This is a genomic window from Henriciella sp. AS95 (assembly GCF_038900055.1).
Classification (GTDB): Bacteria; Pseudomonadota; Alphaproteobacteria; order Caulobacterales; family Hyphomonadaceae; genus Henriciella.
This window is the reverse complement of sequence record NZ_JBBMQM010000001.1, coordinates 3,094,909-3,115,308: the sequence shown is the minus strand read 5'-3', so window position 1 is coordinate 3,115,308 and position 20,400 is coordinate 3,094,909. Positions and strand designations below refer to the sequence as shown.

The 20,400-nt window shown below is 59.9% G+C and carries 19 protein-coding genes; 11 read left to right on the top strand and 8 right to left on the bottom strand.

The annotated features are described in order from the left end of the window. The first annotated feature begins 19 nt into the window (after positions 1–19). Positions 20–1,189 (top strand): CoA transferase, encoded by a 1,170-nt coding sequence (locus tag WNY37_RS14985; protein WP_342974203.1) that lies wholly within the window; start codon positions 20–22, stop codon positions 1,187–1,189. A gap of 19 nt (positions 1,190–1,208) precedes the next feature. Here WNY37_RS14985 and WNY37_RS14980 read toward each other — a convergent pair whose 3' ends face one another. Next, positions 1,209–1,925 carry a GntR family transcriptional regulator gene (locus tag WNY37_RS14980; protein WP_342974202.1) on the bottom strand — a complete coding sequence of 239 codons (717 nt, stop codon included), beginning with the start codon at positions 1,923–1,925 and terminating at the stop codon, positions 1,209–1,211. Between the two features lie 146 nt (positions 1,926–2,071). Here WNY37_RS14980 and WNY37_RS14975 point away from each other — a divergent pair, with 146 nt between their 5' ends. From WNY37_RS14975 to WNY37_RS14965, 3 genes are all read left to right on the top strand, one after another. Beyond that, a complete protein-coding gene (locus WNY37_RS14975; protein ID WP_342974201.1) occupies positions 2,072–3,373 on the top strand; it encodes an MmgE/PrpD family protein in 1,302 nt (433 codons plus the stop codon). 96 nt (positions 3,374–3,469) lie between these two features. Next, a complete protein-coding gene (locus tag WNY37_RS14970) occupies positions 3,470–4,864 on the top strand; it encodes a phenylacetate--CoA ligase family protein (protein WP_342974200.1) in 1,395 nt (464 codons plus the stop codon). Then, a complete protein-coding gene (locus WNY37_RS14965) occupies positions 4,864–6,213 on the top strand; it encodes an amidase (RefSeq protein WP_342974199.1) in 1,350 nt (449 codons plus the stop codon). The genes WNY37_RS14970 and WNY37_RS14965 overlap by 1 nt, the downstream gene beginning before the upstream one ends. Here WNY37_RS14965 and WNY37_RS14960 read toward each other — a convergent pair. The 5 genes from WNY37_RS14960 to WNY37_RS14940 form a co-directional block, all read right to left on the bottom strand. Next, entirely contained in the window at positions 6,197–6,979 is a 783-nt protein-coding gene (locus WNY37_RS14960; protein ID WP_342974198.1) for an enoyl-CoA hydratase-related protein, read from the bottom strand. The two genes, WNY37_RS14965 and WNY37_RS14960, sit on opposite strands and share 17 nt — an antisense overlap. An 84-nt stretch (positions 6,980–7,063) precedes the next feature. Beyond that, on the bottom strand, positions 7,064–7,684 hold the full coding sequence (gene leuD / locus WNY37_RS14955; RefSeq protein WP_342974197.1) for a 3-isopropylmalate dehydratase small subunit: 621 nt from the start codon (positions 7,682–7,684) through the stop codon (positions 7,064–7,066). Next, the gene (leuC, locus tag WNY37_RS14950; protein WP_342974196.1) at positions 7,681–9,120 is read right to left on the bottom strand and encodes a 3-isopropylmalate dehydratase large subunit; all 1,440 of its coding nucleotides are present in this window, start codon (positions 9,118–9,120) and stop codon (positions 7,681–7,683) included. Before leuC ends, leuD begins: the two co-directional genes overlap by 4 nt. Positions 9,121–9,179: 59 nt before the next feature. Then, complete coding sequence (locus WNY37_RS14945) at positions 9,180–10,178, bottom strand: zinc-binding dehydrogenase (RefSeq protein ID WP_342974195.1); 999 nt, start codon at positions 10,176–10,178, stop codon at positions 9,180–9,182. Continuing rightward, entirely contained in the window at positions 10,175–11,167 is a 993-nt protein-coding gene (locus WNY37_RS14940; RefSeq protein WP_342974194.1) for a VOC family protein, read from the bottom strand. The genes WNY37_RS14945 and WNY37_RS14940 overlap by 4 nt, the downstream gene beginning before the upstream one ends. A gap of 496 nt (positions 11,168–11,663) precedes the next feature. On the opposite strand from WNY37_RS14940, the gene WNY37_RS14935 reads away from it, so the two are divergent. From WNY37_RS14935 to WNY37_RS14925, 3 genes are all read left to right on the top strand, one after another. Further along, the gene (locus tag WNY37_RS14935) at positions 11,664–13,835 is read left to right on the top strand and encodes an EAL domain-containing protein (protein WP_342974193.1); all 2,172 of its coding nucleotides are present in this window, start codon (positions 11,664–11,666) and stop codon (positions 13,833–13,835) included. Between the two features lie 283 nt (positions 13,836–14,118). Further along, on the top strand, positions 14,119–15,120 hold the full coding sequence (gene dusA / locus WNY37_RS14930) for a tRNA dihydrouridine(20/20a) synthase DusA (RefSeq protein WP_342974192.1): 1,002 nt from the start codon (positions 14,119–14,121) through the stop codon (positions 15,118–15,120). After that, positions 15,120–15,944: a sulfite exporter TauE/SafE family protein gene (locus WNY37_RS14925; RefSeq protein WP_342974191.1), complete on the top strand. Its 825-nt coding sequence runs from the start codon at positions 15,120–15,122 to the stop codon at positions 15,942–15,944. The genes dusA and WNY37_RS14925 overlap by 1 nt, the downstream gene beginning before the upstream one ends. Here the strand turns inward: WNY37_RS14925 and WNY37_RS14920 are convergent. After that, positions 15,931–16,461, bottom strand: coding sequence for a TIGR02281 family clan AA aspartic protease (locus WNY37_RS14920; protein ID WP_342974190.1), 531 nt, complete (start codon positions 16,459–16,461; stop codon positions 15,931–15,933). The two genes, WNY37_RS14925 and WNY37_RS14920, sit on opposite strands and share 14 nt — an antisense overlap. After that, positions 16,458–16,658 carry a DUF1289 domain-containing protein gene (locus WNY37_RS14915; protein ID WP_342974189.1) on the bottom strand — a complete coding sequence of 67 codons (201 nt, stop codon included), beginning with the start codon at positions 16,656–16,658 and terminating at the stop codon, positions 16,458–16,460. Before WNY37_RS14915 ends, WNY37_RS14920 begins: the two co-directional genes overlap by 4 nt. Before the next feature lie 127 nt (positions 16,659–16,785). On the opposite strand from WNY37_RS14915, the gene WNY37_RS14910 reads away from it, so the two are divergent. The 4 genes from WNY37_RS14910 (at position 16,786) to WNY37_RS14895 (ending at position 20,377) form a co-directional block, all read left to right on the top strand. After that, complete coding sequence (locus WNY37_RS14910; protein ID WP_342974188.1) at positions 16,786–17,787, top strand: nicotinate-nucleotide--dimethylbenzimidazole phosphoribosyltransferase; 1,002 nt, start codon at positions 16,786–16,788, stop codon at positions 17,785–17,787. Between the two features lie 124 nt (positions 17,788–17,911). After that, on the top strand, positions 17,912–19,108 hold the full coding sequence (locus WNY37_RS14905) for an acyl-CoA dehydrogenase family protein (protein WP_342974187.1): 1,197 nt from the start codon (positions 17,912–17,914) through the stop codon (positions 19,106–19,108). A 28-nt stretch (positions 19,109–19,136) separates the two neighbouring features. Next, positions 19,137–19,739: a hypothetical protein gene (locus tag WNY37_RS14900; protein ID WP_342974186.1), complete on the top strand. Its 603-nt coding sequence runs from the start codon at positions 19,137–19,139 to the stop codon at positions 19,737–19,739. Between the two features lie 101 nt (positions 19,740–19,840). Beyond that, on the top strand, positions 19,841–20,377 hold the full coding sequence (locus WNY37_RS14895) for a hypothetical protein (RefSeq protein ID WP_342974185.1): 537 nt from the start codon (positions 19,841–19,843) through the stop codon (positions 20,375–20,377). The last annotated feature ends 23 nt before the right edge of the window (positions 20,378–20,400 follow it).

Sequence of the window (20,400 nt, the reverse complement as noted above, 5' to 3'; positions counted from 1 at the left end):
ATCGACAGGAGGTGAGCTGATGAAACTGGAAGGACTTCGCGTTCTTGATCTCTCGGCATTTCTGCCAGGGCCGCATTTCACCATGATGATGGCGGACCATGGGGCCGATGTCATCATGATCGAGCCAGCGAACGGTGTGGGCGAACCCACGCGTGAAATCGGCTCGAAGACAGAGGATGGGGTGTCGGTCTGGTTCAGGAATGTGGCGCGCGGCAAGCGCAGCCTGAAGCTCAACCTGAAAGATGAAGCGGGCCGCAAGCTGTTCTACAAGCTGGCGGAGACGGCAGATGTCGTGGTCGAGGCGTTTCGTCCCGGCGTCGTCAAGCGGTTGGGCGTCGATTACGAGACGCTTCGATCGATCAATCCACGGCTGGTCTATTGCTCTATTTCCGCCTTTGGACAGGAAGGCGAATATGCGCAGAAGCCTGCGCACGATCTCACCATCCAGGCTATGGCGGGCCTCGTCGATCTCAATCGCGGGCTTTCCGATGGAGAGCCGGCCATGCCGAACATGCCCGTTGCGGACATTACCGCATCACTCATGGCTTTTAGCGCCGTGATGATGGCGCTCTATCGGCGCTGTGAAACCGGCCGGGGCGACTTTATCGATATCGGTATGTACGACACCGCGCTCGCCTGGACGCCGAACGTCACAGGCCCGGTCTTCGCAGATGATGATCATCCGCCGGTCAAGGACATGCGCAGTTTCGGCGGCGCGGCGATGTACAATATCTATCGCACCGCTGATGACAGGTTCATCGTGCTCGGCGGATCGGAAGTGAAGTTCGCGAGCAACTTGCTGGAAGCTCTGGGACGGCCTGATCTCATTGAATATGCGAAGCTGGAACCCGGGCCCGGGCAGGCACCCTTGAGGGACTTCTTCACCGAAACGTTCCGCACGAGGAGCGAGGCGGAATGGGAAACTTTCCTGACCAATGTCGATTGCTGCTGGTCTACCGTCCGGTCGCTGAAGGATGCCTTCGACGACCCGTTCACGAAGGACCAGGGGATGGTGTTTTCAGACGAAGAGGGAAACCGCCATATCGGGCCACCCATCCGGTTCCGGGAGGAGCCGCCCAAGCCCTCTACCGGGATTCCCTCCTTTGGAGGCGACTCAGAGGCGATCGCGCGGGAAGCAGGATTTGGCGAAGACGAGATCGCTGATCTGCGCGCCCGAGGCATTATCTAGGGCTAAGGGCCCGGCCGGCTCAATGCTGGCGCTTCAGCTCCATTTCGTAGGCAAACCGGCCAGCCGGATGCAGGCTTTCCGAGAGCAGAATGATGCGCCCCTGCTGATCGCGGTACCGGCGAAGCGTTCGCAGGGCAGGGCTTCCTTCCTTGACATTCAGCTGTTCGGAATCCGCCGCGCCAACGGCGATCGCTTCCATGCGCTGTGTGACCTTGGCGACCGTGACGCCATGCTCCTGCTCGATCCATTCGGAGAGCGAGGTGCCGAGCTGGGTGAGGGTCGTTTCGTCGGGGCTAATCGATGCCAGAGCGAAGATGCGAGTGAGGGCGAGCGGTTCCTGCCCGCTCAGTCCGCGCAGGCCTTCAAACCGGACATAGTCGTCGCTGAGCTCGAACGGCTGAAGGTCTCGTTTCGTCGCGCGGCGTGTGTTCTGGAGCACCAAAGCGGCGTCGCGGGCGTATTGAAGAATGGCTTCAAAATCTCCGAGCGCCTGGGCGAAGACCGGTGTCTGTGGAGCCTGTACGACGCTTCCTGATCCTTTGCGCCGCTTCAGCAAACCCTCTGCGGTCAGGAGGCGTAACGCTTCTCTGGCCGTGTGACGTGAGACTTTCTGCTGCTCGCAGATTTCCATTTCCGTCGGTATGTGGTCGCCAGGCTTCAGACGGCCCGAGAGGATTTCGGAACGTATCAGCTCCGCGAGCTGCTGATAGCGCGGGGGCGGCTTGTTCGCGTTCACCTCTGTGTCCTCCTCATACCTGTTCTCCCCTTGTCGATACTACAGAACCCCGATCGAACAAGCCCGTCGCGATTAATGCCACATTGAATGCTGTATTCGGCATTTTTCCGCTTCAATACCGCGATTTGTCATGCTACGAAACAAGTATGTCCGGACATATTGCTGAGCCCACTGTCCTACGCCGTCTTGCCGGAATGCTGCAACGCCCTGTCGCGCCGGCTGACCGGCAACGGGCGAGACTGCACCTTCTGGATTGGATTGGTTGCGCCATTGCCGGTGCCCGGGAAGAGGTCGGCAAAGCGTTCTGCGATCAAAAGAACGTACTGGCGGATGTTTTTCGCTGGGGTGCCCTCGGCAATATTCTCGAAATGGACGATGTCGACAAGCGCGCCATTCTTCACTGCGGACCGAGTATCATTCCGGCCGCGCTCGCGCTCGCGGGTCAGGCATCAGGCGACCGTCTGCTGGATGCAATCGTCCGGGGGTATGAAGCGACGATCCGCCTTGGCCGTGCATGCGGACCGGCTCATTATGCGACCTGGCATTCGACAGCGACGTGCGGACCGATCGGGTCGGCGGCGGCCGCTGCGACCATGCTCGGTGCGGATGAGGACGAGCTTTGCCGGGCCATGTCGCTGGGGGTTAGCCAGGCCGCTGGATTCTGGCAGACGCGGCATGAGGCGGCGAGCGCAGGCAAGCAGCTTCACACCGCTCATGCGGCGCGGGCGGGCGTGGATGCTGCGCGCCTCGCCATGGCCGGACTGACGGGACCCCTTAGTATTCTCGAGGGTGAGCAGGGCTTCTTCGCCGCGATGTGCCCTGATGGAGACCCTCAGGCCGTACTTGCTGATTATGGTGAGAGCTGGCTCATTCATCAGGTCAGCTTCAAGCCATGGCCTGCCTGTCGCCATGCACACCCCGCGATTGATGCCGCCCTTTTGGCGCGCGCGGCGGGGCATGATGGAACGTCAGTCGAACGGGTCGAGGTCGTGTCCTACCAGGATGCAATCAAATTCTGCGATCGCCCGCAGCCGAACTCCGTGGTCGAGTCCAAGTTCAGCTTGCAGCATGCGGTGGCCATTACGCTGTTGAAGGGCAAGCCGGGCCTGATGGATTTTTCCATCCCCGCAATTTCCGATCCCGCGACAGCTGCGCTGAGGAAGAAGGTACATGTCGCTGCCGGTTCTCCGTATTCGGACGACTATCCCGCACGTTTCGGTGCGGAAATTCGTCTGCATGGCGCGGACGGCGAAATTTCGGTTTACAAGGTGCCGGATGCGCTTGGAGACCCGGAAAACCCTCTGAGCGAAAACGGAATTCTCGAAAAGGCTGTGGGTCTCCTGCAGGCGGGCGGTCTGAGCAAAAGCGAAGCATCTGATCTGGCGGATGCAGTCCTCGGTCTGAACGCTGAAAGGATGCCCGCCGCCGTGATGGAGGCGCTTCCATGATCCGTCCACACCCGACTTCCGGACATCTCCTCCCGTATACGCCCCTGCAGGCGACAACCTCTCCCAACCGGCTAATCAAGGACTGAAGGCCCCATTATGGCAGACAGACACAACACCTATTTCAACTCCGTCGACTGGGCCGCCATGCAGGCTGATCATCCTGTCGGGGACGATTTTATCCGGTTCGCCAGCAAGAGCCGCGATGAAATACGGGCCCACAAGGACAGGCTGTTCAAACGGCTTGTCGATCGCGCATGGAAGACCCCTTTTTATCAGCGCCTATGGGGCGCGCAGGGAATTGAAAAGGGTGATATTCGCGGGCTGGATGACCTCGAAAAACTGCCCGTATTCGACAAGTCCGACATCATGGCCTCGATCGAGGCGCATCCGCCCTTCGGCGACTTCGCCGGGTTTGAGGGCTATGGCGAAGAAGGCCGTCCGCCCGTGATCATGCATACAACGTCGGGGACGACAGGGACGCCTCAGGTTCTTCTGTTCGGCGCCAAGTCACGCGAAGTGCAGAACCTTCTGCTTGGGCGGCTGTACCGCTTTCAGGGGCTGCGACCGGACGATGTCGTCCACTCCGTGTACGGACATGGGATGATCAATGGTGGGCACTATGTCCGCGAAGCGGTCACGCATTGGACGAGCGCGATCTTCATGAGCGCCGGGACCGGCCTTGAGACGCGGTCTGTCCGGCAGGTTCAGCTGATGAAGGATTTCGGAGCGACCGTGATTGTCGGCTTTTCCGACTATATCAAGAAGCTCGCCAAAGTGGCGCGAGAAGAGGGCATTGATCCCGAGCGTGACATGAATATCCGGATGATTTCGGGGCATCTGGGCCGCGAAGACAAGCTGAGCCTGTCGGAGGCCTGGGGCGGGGTGAAATGCTTTGACTGGTATGGTGTCGGCGACACGGGCTGCATTGCTGGCGAAGGCCCGGACCGCGATGGTCTGTATATCATGGAAGATGCGCAGCATCTTGAGATCTGCGATATCGATACCGGGGAAGTCGCCGCCGATGGTGCGGAAGGCGACATGATCTGTACCTGTCTTTTCAAGGACGATATCTACCCGATCATTCGCTTCAACACCCATGACGTGACGCGCATCCGGCCGGGTGAAAGCTCTCTCGGACTGAATTTCCAGCGAATTGAAGGGTTTCTCGGCCGCTCGGACAGTATGGTGAAGATCCGTGGTATTAATATCTTCCCGCATGCCATGGGCCATGTCCTTGAATCGCATCAGTCTTTTGCGGGCGATTTCATCTGCAAGGCGTTGCGTGATGCTTCGGGACGGGACGATTTTATCGTCCTCGCAGAGGTCACCGGCGAGCAAAGCGATGCGCTTGCCGACGAGTTCTCCGCCATTCTAAAGCAGGCGATCGGGATCGATATGGGTGTCAAACTGGCGGCGCCCGGCGAGCTGGCGTCGATGACCCAGACGGAAGTGCGCCAGAAGCCGATTCGGCTGATCGATGAGCGCTTCTGATGATGCCTGCATCAATCGTGGGGATGGACATTGCGGGCCTGTCGTCCGCTTTCCGCGAAGGTGACCTCACGCCAGTAGACGTGTTCGAGGCGTATGCGGAGCGGATCGCGGCGTATGATCCACTAATCACAGCCTTTGTCGGGCTGCGGCTGGATGAGGCGCGCCAGGAAGCAGATGCGAGTGCGCGTCGCTGGAGCGCCGGAACACCCCTCTCGCCCATTGACGGAATCCCGATCGCCGTAAAGGCCAACATCGCTGTTGAAGGCCTTGCCTGTCATGCGGGCATTGAGGCCTATCGCAACGATGTCGCCGTCGAGAATGCCGAGGTCGTCGATCGGCTGGTTCAGGCGGGCGCAATAATGCTCGGTACCCTGAACATGCATGAAGGTGCGCTTGGTGCGACCACTGACAATCCGGCTTTTGGACGGACTCTGAATCCCAGAAATCTGGCTTACACGCCGGGCGGCTCTTCGGGAGGTTCAGGCGCAGCAATCGCGGCAGGACTCGCGGCTGGCGCGCTCGGTAGCGACACAATGGGCTCGGTCCGGATACCCTCTGCCTATTGTGGCTGCGTCGGACACAAGCCGTCACCAGGTATCATTCCGACAGACGGAATCGTGCCGCTGTCCACCACGCTGGACCATGTCGGCCCCCACGCCCGTTCGGTCGAAGATCTCGAAATCCTCATGGGGGTCCTGTCGGCTGGCTTTACGCGCGCAGAACCTCCGAAGATTGAGAATGTCCGTGTCGGCGTCTGGAACTGGCAGGGCAAGGTCGACGTGGAGGCGGCGGTCTCAGATGGCTTTTCCGATGCGCTGGAGAGACTGGCGGCGGCGGGTCTGCAAACCTGCGAGGTTGAGCCGCCTGACTATGTCTACGGGAAAGACCGTCGGGCCGGGCTGCTTGTTTCGGAACGTGAGGCTGCTGCCGTGCATGCAGATCGGCTGAAGGTCGCGCCGGATGGTTTCAGCGCTGAATTCAAGGCGATGATGGCATGGGGAGCAAAACGGCCCGCTGAGGAATATGACGCGTGCCTGGCACGATTTGAGACTCTGCGGGCTTCGGCGTCGCGCTTGTTTGAAACAGTGGATTTTGTCGTATCGCCCGTCGCGCCACAGCCTGCCTTCAAATTTGGCGACAAGGTGCCTGCCAATCAGGCGGACTTCACCGCCTGGGCAAATTTTGCAGGGCTTCCGGCGACCGCTGTTCCAACCGGAGCTAGCGCTGCGGGCTTGCCGTTGGCATTGCAGATCATCGGTCCGGCCGGGAGCGATGCCGAAACGCTTGCCTTCGCAAGGATTGTAGAAGGCATTCTTGGGCGGCTTCCGGTCGCTACCCCCGCCATTTGAAGTCGGCGCGCCGCTTTCCAAGAAAGGCAGAGTAGCCCTCGCGAAAATCTTCCTTGTCGAAGGCTGACAGAAACAGGTCGAGCCCTTCCTCATCGCGGCCTTCTTCAGCAAGGCTGATCATCTGCTTCGTCGCCTGAAGGGACCATTGAGACGTCGCCATCATCTCTGCGGCGAGCGTCCGGGCCGTATCGAGGGCTGTGCCCGGCTCGCATGTGCGGTCGGTCAGGCCGAGTGCCTTCGCCTCGTCTGCATGAAAGAGACGGCCGGTAAAAAGAACGTCCTTCACAGAAGCAGGGCCGATGATCCCCGAAAGCCGGCGAACATCCTCCACCGGATAGACCAGGCCAAGCTTGCCCGGCGTCACAGCGAACTTTGCCTCCGAAGACGCCACGCGCAGATCACACGCCACGGCAAGCGAAACGCCGCCGCCGACGCAGGCGCCCTCTATGGCGGCGATCGAGGGCTTCGGAAACGCGGCAAGGGCCCCGATCCCACGGGCGATAGAATCCGAATAGGCCCTTGAACTCTCGGGAGTGGCATAGACGGTTTCAAACTCGGAAATGTCGGCGCCTGCCGCGAAATGGCCGGTTTCGCCGCCATGAACAATCAGCGTGCGAACTTCGGGGTCGCCCGATGCCTCGGCGATCAGGTCGGGGATAGCGTTCCACATCGCCGCCGACAGCGCGTTGCGGCGCTGCGGCTGGTTCAGCACCAGTTCTGCGATGCCGTCGGAGACAGTGAGAAAAATGAGATCGGATGAAGGCATGTCAGATGTCGTCCAGATAGGCTGAGTAGGTGTGTTCAGAATAGACGAGAAGGCCGTCCACCCGTGCGCGTTCTCGCCGATACGCTATGAAGTGGTCTCGTCAAGAAAAAGCCAGGGCTGACTTGCGCGGTGGCTTGTCTCGAAGCGTTCAATGTCAGGACGATGCAGGTTCAGGATGCGCTCGCTATCGTCCCAGCCATTCTGAAGCGCTTGCTGGTCCATGTCGTCAATATCGAAGGTCCAGGTCGCTGAGGCAGAGGACACCTCCCTGGTCTCAAGATTGATGCAAAAGGTCTCTAAAGCTTTCGCATCCTGCAAGGCCGCTTCAGCCTGCTCATCGGTGGCGATGATCGGCAGGACACCATTGCGGATACAGTTGGCATAAAAGATTTCGCTGAACCCCTGGGCAATGACGCATCGTATGCCATGACCGCGCAGCGCCCAGACGGCGTGCTCGCGTGAGGAGCCGGAGCCGAAATTTCGTCCAGCCACGAGAATTGAGGCGTCCTCATAATCCGGTTGGTTGAAGATGAAATCGGGGTCGGGCGTTCCGTCGGGCCTGAAGCGCCGGTCCTTGAACAGGTGCTCTTCCAGTCCGCTGCGTTCCAGCACCATAAGGAAACGAGCCGGATAGATTGCATCCGTGTCGATATCGTCTTCGTCCAGCCAAGCTGCCCGCGAGGACAGGGTCGAGAATCCATTCATTTTGCTGCTTCCATCTTCCTGACGTCTGTGATCTTCCCGGCAATCGCCGCAGCTGCTGCCATGGCGGGCGACATGAGATGGGTTCTGCCGCCTTGTCCCTGTCGGCCCTCGAAGTTGCGATTGGAAGTCGAGGCGCACCGCTCTCCGGGCTTCAGCCGGTCATCATTCATGGCGACACACATGGAACAGCCGGAATGGCGCCATTCGAAGCCGGCTTCGAGGAATATCTGGTCAAGGCCTTCGACTTCGGCCTGAAGCTTGGTGAGGGTCGAGCCGGGCACCACCATCGCCTGAACGTGTTGGGAGACCTTGCGTCCCTCGACAATTGCGGCAGCGGCCCGCAAATCTTCGATCCGGCTGTTTGTACACGAGCCGATGAAAACCTTGTCTATCTCGATTTCGCTCAGAGACTGGTCTGGTTCCAGTCCCATATAGTCGAGCTTGCGCTGCAAGGCGCGCTTCCCTTCCGCACTTTCAGCGCTTTCCAGAAGGGGCACGTGTCCGGTGACGGGCAGGGCGTCTTCCGGTGTGGTCCCCCAGGTGACAAAGGGCTGGACCTCGCTGGCATCAATGGCGATCTCGCGGTCGAAAACCGCGCCCTCATCACTTGGCAGCGAACGCCAGTAGCTGACAGCCTCGTCCCAGGCCTTTCCACGCGGTGCCAGGCGGCGACCTTCGATATAGGAAAACGTGGTTTCGTCAGGTGCGATGAGCCCGATGCGCGCGCCACTTTCGATCGCCATGTTGCAGAGTGTCATGCGGCCAGCCATGTCCAAGCCTGTAATGGCCGAACCGGCATACTCGACCGCACAACCTCTCGCGCCGGAGGTCCCGATTTCTGCGATGATATAGAGGGCTAGATCCTTGGCGGTGACGAAGGGAGACAGGGTTCCCGATACCGTAATCCGCAGCGTGGGGGCTTTCTTTTGCCAGAGGCATTGGGTCGTGAGAGCCGTGCCGCATTCACTCGAGCCGATACCGAAGGCGAGCGCGCCGAACGCGCCATGGGTCGAAGTGTGGCTGTCGCCGCAGACGAGGGTTGCGCCAGGCAGCGTGAACCCCTCTTCGGGACCTATCACATGGACGATGCCCTGCCGCCGACTTTGAACCGGCGTATAGGGCAGACCGAACGCCGCAGCGTTCTCTTCAAGGCGGCCAACCTGCGCCCGTGCGAGCGGTTCCTCGATTGTGGCATTGCGAACAGTCGTGGGGATCGCATGGTCGGCGACGACCAGATTTGCCTCCGGCCGCCATGCCTTCAGGCCGCGCTCTCTGGCGGCGGAAAACGCCTGTGGGCTGCTGACTTCCTGCACCAGGTGCCGGTCAATATAGATCAGCGCCGTGCCGTCGGGATCACCAGCGACGACATGGCTCTTCCAGAGCTTTTCGTACAGGGTGAGAGGTCGATCGGCGGACGGGTGTTTGGTCGGGTTCATTCTGGATCGCCTTGTCGATAATGAGCAGGAAGCTGGCCTTGTGGCGGCCGGACTTGCGGCTACTCCATCCGGATGAGGGTTCGGCCCATCAGCTCGCGAGCCTCGAAGGCTGCGTGCAGGGCCGGGAGATCGGAAAAATCTGCGCGCCTCGCGATGGGCATCTTCAGGTCGCCCGACCGGAGGCGGTCTACGATCAGCGCGTCCACCCGGGCCGTGTCGCCCTGCAGGGCTTCGACGAGCGGAAGCGAAAAGCCTGCAACCCGCAATGCTTTCGGAATAAGCAGGCGCGGCGCCAGTGCCGGGGCCTGCTCGCCACTCGATGCGCCAATGAAGACGGCCGTTCCAAAGGGGGCGAGGACGTCAAGATTTCTGACGGCAGCCTTGCCGCCATTCCCGTCCACAGCCAGCGCAATTCCTTCATCGCCGAGGATTTTGCGGACCGGATCCACCCAGTCGTCGCCAGTGGCAACAACCAGATGATCGGCGCCGAACTGAGCCGCCCAGTCAGATTTTTCCTGGGTGCTGGTGAGACCGATAACGCGTGCGCCGCTGGCTTTTGCCAGTTGGGTGAGGATTGGTCCGATCGTGCCAGCTGCAGAGTGCACGAGCACCCAGGCGCCGCTTCCGCTTGGAGGGCCGTACATTTCGAGAATTCGAAAGGCGGTATGGCAGGCGCCCCTGTAGACCGCGGCGGTATCGGCGTCGATGCCTTCAGGGGAGCGGTATATCCCGGAGACAGGCGCGACCGCGAAGGCGGCGTTGCCGCCCATTGTCGTTGTGGAGGTGACGCTCTGGCCTAGCCATGATTCATCCACGTCCTCACCGACCTGGTCCACGATACCACTGAACTCAATCCCCAGAATGGCAGGCCATGTGTTCACGAACCAGGGCGCATCGCCGCGGCGTGCCGCAACATCGAGAGGGTTCAGTCCGCACCGTTCGACCCGGATGCGGACTTCGCCGCGCGCCGGCGCTGGCACCGGAACCTCAGTAAACTGAAGCGTGTCCGGCCCGCCCGGCTTCGTCGCGACCAGAGCGTGCATGAGGTCATCGCTCATAGCGTTTCCACCAGGCCGACAAGCGCGCCGCTTCCGGGCGAACGCAAGAGCGAGACATCGGCGGCGCCGAGGCCGGGAACATGGATTTGTCCGGCGCCGGAAACGCCCGAGGCTCCGGTTGCATCTGCTGCGGCCAGTCGTGCAGGCAGGTCCTCGACCCGAAAGAGCTGTCCAAGATATCCGAAATTCGGCGCCACTGCGCGCGCGACCATGGAAGGGGCGTCATAGTCGACGGGCTGCGTCATGCAGATTTTGCCGAACATGTGGTTGCCCTGCAGGAAGGCGCATCGGGTGCTCGATCCTTCCGGGAATCTCGAAAACCGGTTCTGATCCGGATCGCTCAGCGTGTCGCGAAACAGCACTTCCATGCCAAGAACATCACGATAGAAGCGTATATCGGCTTCCATATCGGGGGAGGCGTGCAGCGATGTGACGATGGGCGTAAATCCGGAGTCATTCAGGCCGAGCTCTTCATGAACGTAGCGGCGCATCTGTCCGATGCGAGTGTCGGGATCGCTGGTCGAAAGCTCGACGAGGTTGATGATGAGATTGTCCGGGCCGTCGAAAATGACTTCTGTTGGTGAGCCGACTTCTTCCTGCATTGTGTGCTTTACCGGGTCAGACCAGAAGCTGTAGCCCATTGCGCCAATGCGCTCTGCGTCTCCGCGTATGTCGCCGGTATAGAAGTTCAGGTTCATGAGCCCGTAGGCGTTACTGTCGGGGACAGTGCGCACGGGCTCGGGCGATCCACCCTCGAACTCGATAAGGAGCAGCCGCCCGACATCGAGGCCGCGGTCCGCAAGCACGGCGCAACGGGAAGGCAGGTCTTCGCCACCGGGCCAGAGCGAGCCAAAGCCGCCCTTGGCGGGCTGACTTTGCTCCAGCACCTCCAGCCCTATCACATCGCGATAGAAGGAAAGCGATGTTTCCATGTCTTTGACGCCAATTACGGCGGCGTGAAGCGGAGATCCGCGTGGAGCAATTATCACAGGCTCAATCCTCGATCTGGGTCAGTCGGCCATGCAGGCCACGGGGTGAGTAAAAATGTTATATGTGTATAACAATAATATCAACAGGCATGAGCGTGTGGCGTTCTGACGGTACGGATTGACGGACCAGGGTCGAGCCTGAAACGGCTTGGGCCGCCAGCGCGCAGGACGTCCATCGGCGCAGGCGCTTTCGGCACTCCTGCACAGGGTGCTGTCAGGCTAATGCGAACCCGTCTCTAGCAACCATTGTCGCGAGTTTTGCTTAGGCGGCCTGGAGTCAATCGGACGTACATCATGATCGCCAGACGGATTTTTTCGGGTGACATGTTGAAATAGCGAAATCAACTCGTGGGCATGGATTGAACTAATCCATGTCCACCTATGCGCTCAATGCCCACCGCGTCTGACAGTGCCCGTCTGCGATTAAAAGATGTAGTCGTTACTTTTGCATATTGTTTTGGAACAATTTTAATCGTTTTGACCGAGCATCCCTGCGATGCAGACGACTCCCTATCCCATTCCCGCCAATGAGGAACAGCGGCTCCGTGCGCTCGCTGAGTATCATCTCATTGATACGCCAGCCGAGGAGCAGTTCGACCGCCTGGTTGCGCTCGCCGCGCGCCTCTTTGATGTGCCGATCGTGTTGATCTCTTTGCTTGACCGGGACCGGCAGTATTTCAAGGCGAGAGTGGGCCTCGATGTCTGCCAGACAAGCCGGGACGTATCCTTTTGCGCGCATGCGATAGCACGCGATGAAATCCTGTTCATTCCGGATGCCCGAGAAGACCCGCGTTTTCGCTCCAATCCACTGGTCCTCGGTCACCCCCACATCCGGTTTTATGCCGGCAAGCCTCTCGTGGCCCCGGGGGGCGAGAAGCTGGGCACTGTCTGTCTGATCGACTCAAAGCCCCGCGAGACCTTCAGCAACGAAGACCGCGCGAATCTGTGCGATCTCGCTGCGCTTGTCATGGACAGGCTGGAAATGCGGCGTCTCGATTTCGCCAGGACCGTCAGTCAGAGCCGGTTCGAAAATATTGCGGCGACGTCGCCTGATGCGATCATCTGCTCGACATCTGATGAGAAAATCACGTTCTGGAACAAGTCGGCAGAGCGTCTGTACGGATATACAGCCGAGGAGGTCCTTCATCGGAGCGCCGCGCTTCTCATCCCTGACAGCTGGCGCCAGATTTATGACGAAGAGATTCAGAGCCTCAGGGCCGGCAAGGCCATGCAGCTCGACAACACGACCGTGGAGCTTTCGGGGCAGCGCAAGGATGGCAGCGAGTTTCCGGCCGAATACTCCCTGTCGACCTGGGCGGAAGGCAATGGCATTGGCGTCGGCGCAATTGTTCGTGATCTTTCGGACCGGCGCCGCAATGAGGAGCGTCTTTTCCGGCTCGCCTCCCTTGATGCGCTGACAGAGCTGCCAAACAGGGCCGTGTGGCGAAAAACGCTGGACCAGACGCTTGCGTCTGACAAGGCGGCCACCGTGTTGCTCGTCGATCTTGATGGTTTCAAGGAGGTGAACGACACGCTTGGGCATTCTGCCGGCGACGCTGTCCTGAAGGAAGTTGCGAGCCGGCTGCGGTCGGTCTGTCACGATGCGATCATGGTGGCGCGCCTGGGCGGCGACGAATTCGTTGCGCTGCTGCCGGGGAACGACATCCAGGTCGCGAAAGACACTGCAGCCGAACTGGTCAGGTCGATCTCACGGCCTTATATTTTTGCTGGCAAGCAGGCCACCATCGGGGCCAGCATCGGGGTGTCGCGTGCACCGATGCATAGCGAGCGTTCGGACGAACTTCTCAGCGCCGCCGATCTCGCTCTCTACAAGGCGAAGGAGGCCGGCAAGGGACGCTATGTTGTGTTTACGCCCGCTTTCAGGGAGGCGGCTGTTGCCCGCAAGGCCGTTCAGCGCGAACTCAAACTTGCTTTTGAAAATGGTGAACTCGAATTATACTACCAGCCCCAGGTGGATGCACGCACGCAGCGCATTACTGGCGCTGAAGCGCTGATGAGATGGCGTCATCCCGAGCGCGGTCTTCTTACGCCAGCGGCCTTCATGGATGTCTTGAGCGAAAAACCATCCGCTGCGGCCGTCGGCGAGTGGGCAATTCGCGAGGCATGTCTGCAGGCGCGACAATGGCGCGATCAAATCCCCGGCTTCAGGGTCGGCGTCAATCTGTTCGAAGCGCAGTTTCATTCCGGCGATCTTATGGGGGCGGTGCAGGACGCGCTTCTTGAGACTGGCCTGCCTGCGGACGCGCTTGAACTTGAGATCGTCGAGACTGTTCTTCTCAGCGAAGACCGGAAGACGATGAGGTTGCTTCACGATCTGCGCGAACTCGGTGTCGGTCTCGCATTTGACGACTACGGAACCGGCTTCGCCTCGCTCAGTCTTCTCAAACGCTACCCTGTGAGCCGCCTCAAGATCGATCGGACCTTCGTTCGGGACGTGAACAGCGATCCCGAGGACGCCGCAGTCGTGAAGGCCATCTTGTATCTTGGCAAGAGCTTTGGCCTCGATGTGATTGCAGAAGGCGTAGAGACCAAAGCGCAACTCGACTTTCTCACGAATAATGGATGCACTGGAGTGCAGGGCTATCTGTTCGGTAAACCGATGCCAGCGACCGCATTTTCAGCGAAGTTTCTGAGGCAAGCGGCATAGGGGGCCTTGTCGCGCTTGCGCTCCGCTGCTTGTGGACCACCTCAGTGGGGCAGACCAACAATGCACTTTGACGCTCAGGCTTAGATGCTTTGCTGGCGATGAGATTGACAAGGGTATTGAGATGCTTGGGACGGGATTTGGAGACGCGTTCGCCGCGATTGATGTGGCGCTCCATATCGTTTGCCTGACGTGCCGCGACTGATCAATATCGTTACAATCATTTGCAATTTCATGCAGGAATGTGCACGCGGTCCTGGTTGAGACCCAAGAAGCCACTCAGAAAATGAAAACAAACCAGACCTACAGATTCTCTGTTGCCCCCATGATGGACTGGACGGACCGGCACTGCCGGATGTTTCACCGGTCGCTGTCGAAACGGGCCTTGTTGTGGACGGAGATGGTGACGGCGGATGCGGTCATCCATGGAGACCGCAGCAGGCTGATCGGGTTCAATGAGGCTGAACATCCGGTCGTTTTGCAGCTGGGCGGATCGGAGCCGGCAAAGCTCGCCGAGGCCAGCCGTATCGCGGAGGGGTTCGGGTATGACGAGGTCAATATCAATTGCGGCTGTCCTTCGGACCGGGTTCAATCGGGCCGGTTCGGGGCCTGCCTGATGCAGGAACCGGATGTGGTGGCAGACTGCGTCGCCGCGATGCGGGATGCGGTGTCGATCCCCGTCACAGTGAAGTGCCGTGTCGCCGTCGATGAGGACCCGCCGCGCGAGACGCTTTTCGGATTTGTCGACAAGGTGGCCGCGGCGGGCTGCGAGGTCTTCACGGTCCATGCAAGGAAGGCGTGGCTCTCGGGCCTCAGCCCCAAGGAGAACCGCGATATCCCACCTCTGGACTATGATCTTGTGGCGGATCTGAAGGCTGAACGACCAGACCTCACCATCATTCTCAATGGTGGCATCAAGACGCTGGCGGACAGCGCCGAGCATTTGAAGACCTTCGATGGCGTCATGCTGGGCCGCGCTGCGTATCAGACGCCATATCTTCTCGCCGCCGCAGACCGGCTGATTGAGACGGGAGAGGGCGACGATACGCTGGACATGGACGCTTGCCTGGCCGCGCTCGAAACCTATCGCCCCTATATGGCCGAACAGCTTGCGGCGGGCTGGAAGCTGTCATCGATGACGCGCCATATGATGGGGCTGTTTGCGGGCCAGCCCGGCGCGCGCGGTTGGCGCCGGACTTTGTCCGAAAAGGCGGTGAAGCCTGGCGCTGATCTTTCGGTGCTCGACGAAGCGCTGCGTCATGTGACCGAAGCTGTGGTCCCTGCCTGATGTCTGACTTTTTCGCTCAATATGGCGTGCTCATTGTTTCGCTGCTCGCAGCTGGCGTGACGGCGGGCATTGCAGCTGGCCTGTTCGGAATCGGCGGCGGCGCCGTCATCGTTCCGGTGCTCTATTTTCTGCTGACAGCGCTCGGTTATGAGAGCACGGCGATGCACGTTGCCGTGGCCACCTCGCTGGCGACCATCATCCTGACCTCGATCCGCTCCGTCATGGCCCACAACAAGCGCGGGGCTGTCGATTGGGATGTCATCAAAGGATGGGCGCCCTGGATCATGATAGGCGCGATCATCGGCCAGCTCGTCGCGGGCTATGTCTCAAAAGAGGGCCTGACGCTTTTCTTCGGCTCGATGCTCGTCATCCTGGCCATGCAGCTCTATTTCGGCAGGCCGACCTGGAAGCTCGCAGATGACTTGCCAGACGGTGCGCCGCGCGCCGGACTTGGCGGCCTGCTCGGAGCCTTCTCGGCCGTGATGGGCATTGGTGGCGGCACTTTTGGTGTTAGCCTGATGACGGTCTGTGGCCGCCCGATCCACCAGGCCGTGGCGACGGCAGCAGGCTTCGGTGTTGCGATCGGTCTGCCGGGCGCAGTGGTCGCGATGTTGAACGGTATCGGCAAGGAGGGCCTGCCGCCGTTCTCTATCGGCCATGTGAACCTGCCAGCCTTCGTGCTCATCTCGGCCTGCACCGTGACGATGGCCCCGGTAGGGGCCGCTTTGGCGCACAAGCTTAACCCTGCATTGCTGCGCAAGCTGTTTGGTGTCTTGCTGGTGCTGGTCTCGATCCGGATGATTTATAATATCATTGTCGGATGATCATTCGGTCACCGCGAAATTCGTAAGAGTATAATTCGCGCAGGAAGCTCATGCCCAGGAGCGACTGGGTCAGTTCCTCTTTCATGACGACGCCGTGGACCTCTTTTACTTCGACCGTGCCGATCTTGATGGAGTCGATCACGACATCAGCGCCATAGGTCTCTCCGCCGGCGGTCCTGATGCGGGCATCATAGGTCAGGTCATCGGGGCGCAGGCCCATCTTGCGGGCGTCGTCCTGCGTGATGGCGACCGTGCTCGCCCCGGTGTCGACCATGAAGTCGACGCTGGCCTTGCGATTGACCACGGTGCGCGCCCAATAGTGCCCGTCATTGCGAATGCTGAGGACGGCCGAACGGCGATAACCGTCCTCTTCCTCGGCCTGAACGCTGTTGACCGTTTCGACCGGCTTTTGTGGGCTTTCAGTCGCGTTTTCATCCAGCTTCGGAATGATGAACAGGACGACGGTGGCGGCGATCAAACCGGCGGATGCAAGGAAGGCGAAGACCCGACTGCTCATGCATCTGACCCCAGCTTGCCCATATCTTTCAGCCGATCCATGCGGCTTGCCAGGTCCTTCATGACACTGCGGCGTTCGTCAGGTGTCATCCGCGTCCACGTGCCGATCTCCTTCAGCGTGCGCCCGCATCCAAGGCACAGCCCGGTCTGCGCGTCGACGGCACAGACGTTTTGGCAGGGAGAAAGAATTGGAGCCATGGGGCGCGCTTATAATTCCGCTTCGTGATATCTTGTTTAACCAACATTGAAAAAATCACGAATCATTCATTGACTTCAACTGTGGATTCAGGCGCTTTGCGGCGAGGGAATGAAAGAGGGACCCGCTTTGGACCAAGCTGCTGAATCTGCAACACCTTTCGACGATGTTCGCGATCTGGCAATGCGCGAAGTCTCGCCTGATGGCGGGCCTGCAGACCAGGTCAGGGAAGCCTTGCTCGGCATGGGCCGGGAAGGGGACTTCGGCCGTCTTGGTGAAGCCAGCGAATGGCTGGCCCGTTGGCAGCGCCGCTATCCGCCGCGCGTGGAGAATGCCACGCTCGCCATATTTGCGGGCGCCCACGGGATTTCAGGTGGCACTGATGTGTCCCTGTCGAGCGACCAGAGCACAAAATCCAAAGTGGATGCCTTGCGGGACGGTAAAGCGCCCCTGTCAGCGATTGCTGCGCAAGTTGGTGCGAATATCCGGGTCTTCGAACTTGCGATCGAACAGCCGACAGCTGACTTCACGGACGGCGCAGCCATGAGCGAAAAGGAATGTGCCGCAACAATTGCCTATGGTTTTGAAGCGCTTGAAGGACAGCCGGACCTGCTCGGGCTCGGCGTCATCGGGGCAGGGATTGGCACGGCTGCGGCTGCTGTGGCTTGTGCGCTTTATGGCGGCACGGCCGACTATTGGGTGCGCCCGGGGCCATTGGCGCCGAAGGGTGTCAGCGGGTCGCGCACGGATGTGGTGAATACCGCTCTTGCTCGCCATCGCGGGCATCTGGACGATCCGCTCGAAGCTTTGCGCTGCGTGGGCGGCCGCGAACTGGCAGCGTGCGTAGGGGCTATCCTGGCGGCGCGCATCCAGTCCGTCCCGGTTGTTCTGGACGGTTTCGCAACAACCATTGCAGCGGGCATCGTACACGCCATGAACCCTGCAGCCGTCAGCCACGTCATGTCGGGACACGTCACCAAGCGGCCAGCGCATCAGGCGGCACTCGACAGGCTGGACATGGCGCCACTTTTGCCGCTTGAATTCAATACGGGTGGCGGAATGGGATCGGCCGCAGCGATTGGCATGCTAAAAACTGCCTGCGCGCCGTTTCTCGGTCGACCGCAGTCCTGAGAGGCCTGAATCGCACCGTTTGGGTGCGACAAGCTTTACGTTGACGTTTAGGTAAACTTGCTTTCAGAGCGAGCCGAATGCACAAGACGCGCAAGGCAACATAAAATAATCTGAGGAGCCGCAAATGAATCTCGAATTCACCCCGGAGGAAGTGGCCTTCCGCAAGGAAGTCCGTGCTTTTATTGAAGAGAACCATCCTGAACATTTGCGCGGCGTTGGCGCGCGCGAGGATCTGAGCAAGGAAGACATGCTCGCCTGGCACCAGATCCTGGGTGAAAAGGGATGGTCCGTTCCGGCCTGGCCTGAAAAATATGGTGGCACCGGCTGGACCTCCACCCAGCGCTATATCTGGTCGGAAGAAAACGCCCGCATGGACACGATCATGCCGCTGCCTTTCGGCGCCTCGATGGTGGGACCCGTCATCTACACGTTTGGTTCGGAAGAAATGAAAGCCAAGCACCTGCCGGGCATTCGCGAAGGCAAAGTCTGGTGGTGTCAGGGCTATTCCGAGCCGGGTGCCGGTTCTGACCTCGCCTCCGTCAAGACCACGGCGGTCCGCGATGGCGACGAATACGTGATCAACGGCCAGAAAACCTGGACCACGCTCGCACAGCACGCCGACTGGGGCTTCTTCCTGTGCCGCACGGACCCGGACGCCGCCAAGCCTCAAGAAGGGATCAGCTTCATCCTGGCTGACATGAACACGCCGGGTATCGAGGTAAAGCCGATCAAGACCATCGATGGCGGTTACGAAGTCAACGAGACATGGCTGACGGACGTGCGCGTTCCTGTCGAGAACCGTGTCGGCGAAGAGAATAAGGGCTGGACCTACGCGAAATTCCTGCTCGCCCATGAACGCTCCGGCATTGCCGGCGTTGCCCGCTCCAAGCGCGGCGTTGAAAAGCTTCGCCAGATCGCGTCGACGGAGCTGCTCGACGGCAAGCCGCTCATCGAGAATGACGAGTTCCTGAGCAAGATCAGCCAGCTCGAAATCGACCTCACGGCGCTTGAGTTCACCGAGCTGCGCACGCTCGCGAGCGAAGCGGCCGGCAAGGGCCCTGGTCCGGAGAGCTCCATCCTCAAGGTGAAGGGCACCGAAATCCAGCAGCGTCTGACGGAACTCACCCTGGAAGCGGTAGGCCATTACGGTCATCCGTATTACCGCGGTTTCCCGCAGGACGGTTCGAACGAATTCCCGATTGGTCCAGATTACGCGCACCATGCGGCGCCGACCTATTTCAACATGCGGAAGACGTCGATCTATGGCGGCTCAAACGAGATTCAGCGCAACATCATCACCAAGATGATCCTGGGGCTCTAAGGACAGACCAATGCGGCGAAGCGTCATCATGACAGTTGCATGCGCGATGACAGCGACGGTGAGCTTCGCCCAATCGGCCTATAATCCGCCATCCGCAGGAACGCTGATCACCTGGAGTTATCAGTTCGAGAATGAAAGCTTCACGCGCCTTAGCGAGATCGTGGCAAGCGGAGATGACTTTGTGATCTACCAGCCTGACATTCGCTATGCCGCTGACACGCCTGAGCAATATGTCGTGGAGTTTGCAGGCGTGCATGCACAGACCTGCGCCGATCCGTTGCCGGATGAGGATGACCGCTCGGCGCTGATGGCGATCTGGCCGTTGTTATCGGGGTCGTCAGCATCGGTCCGCACCGGGCCGACGCCTTCACGCTATATGGTTCAGGCGAAAGAGAATGTCGACTTTCTCGTGTCCCGGCCAGGGCAGCAATCGGTGTTCCGCGTTCGAGGTAAGCTTGGCTCTGCCGATCTGCAATTTCTGGTGTCGGAGGATTACAGCATTCCGATCGGAATGGATTGGCCGGGCGGCGAAAATGGGCGCGTCATCGACCTGGTCGAACCGGAAGGCGGAGCGGGTACGGACATGGAGCTCAATAATCTCGGCTATTGCTCGGAGCTTGTGAAACAATGAGGGGCAGAACCAGTCTTTGCGCGAAGCTGGCGTTTATAGGGGCAGGTTTTATATTTGCCGCTTCGGCCAGCGCAGAGGTAAAGCCGCTCAAGCCGGGGTCGATGACCTATTGGTCAAGCAGCTATGAGGGGGCTCAATCCAGCTATCGCGCCAGGGTCATCGCCGTCGGCGAGGACTTTGTCCTCTTCGAGCCGGCTGGCGGGGAAGTCTGGACTGAGGAAGAAGAAGATCAATCTGCTGCGTCTTCCTTTGCTGAGTTTTCCGGCCTGTTCGTGCGGTTCTGCGACGAAACCATGCCTTCCGCCGAAGACCGAGCCGCTCTGGCAGCGATGTGGCCGCTCAAGCCTGGTGATACGGCGGCTGTAGCCGGGGAGCGTCCGGGAAAAGTGACCGTGAAGGAGGAAACCGAATTCTTCTTCATGGGCGAAAACCGCAAGGCCTGGACGGTCGATGTGGAGTATGACGGAGCGATCGAAGTCTCCACAGTCCTGCCGGACTATCCGATGATCGCGAATTTTATCTGGGCCGAAGCCGAAGGCGAGGATCGGCTCATGGCGGTCAACTCAAATGCGGCTGGGCCAACACCAGAAGATCTTGAAGCGAAAGAGCTGGGCACCTGCGCCAGCCTGATTGAATAACTCGGCGGAAACGCTGCGAATTT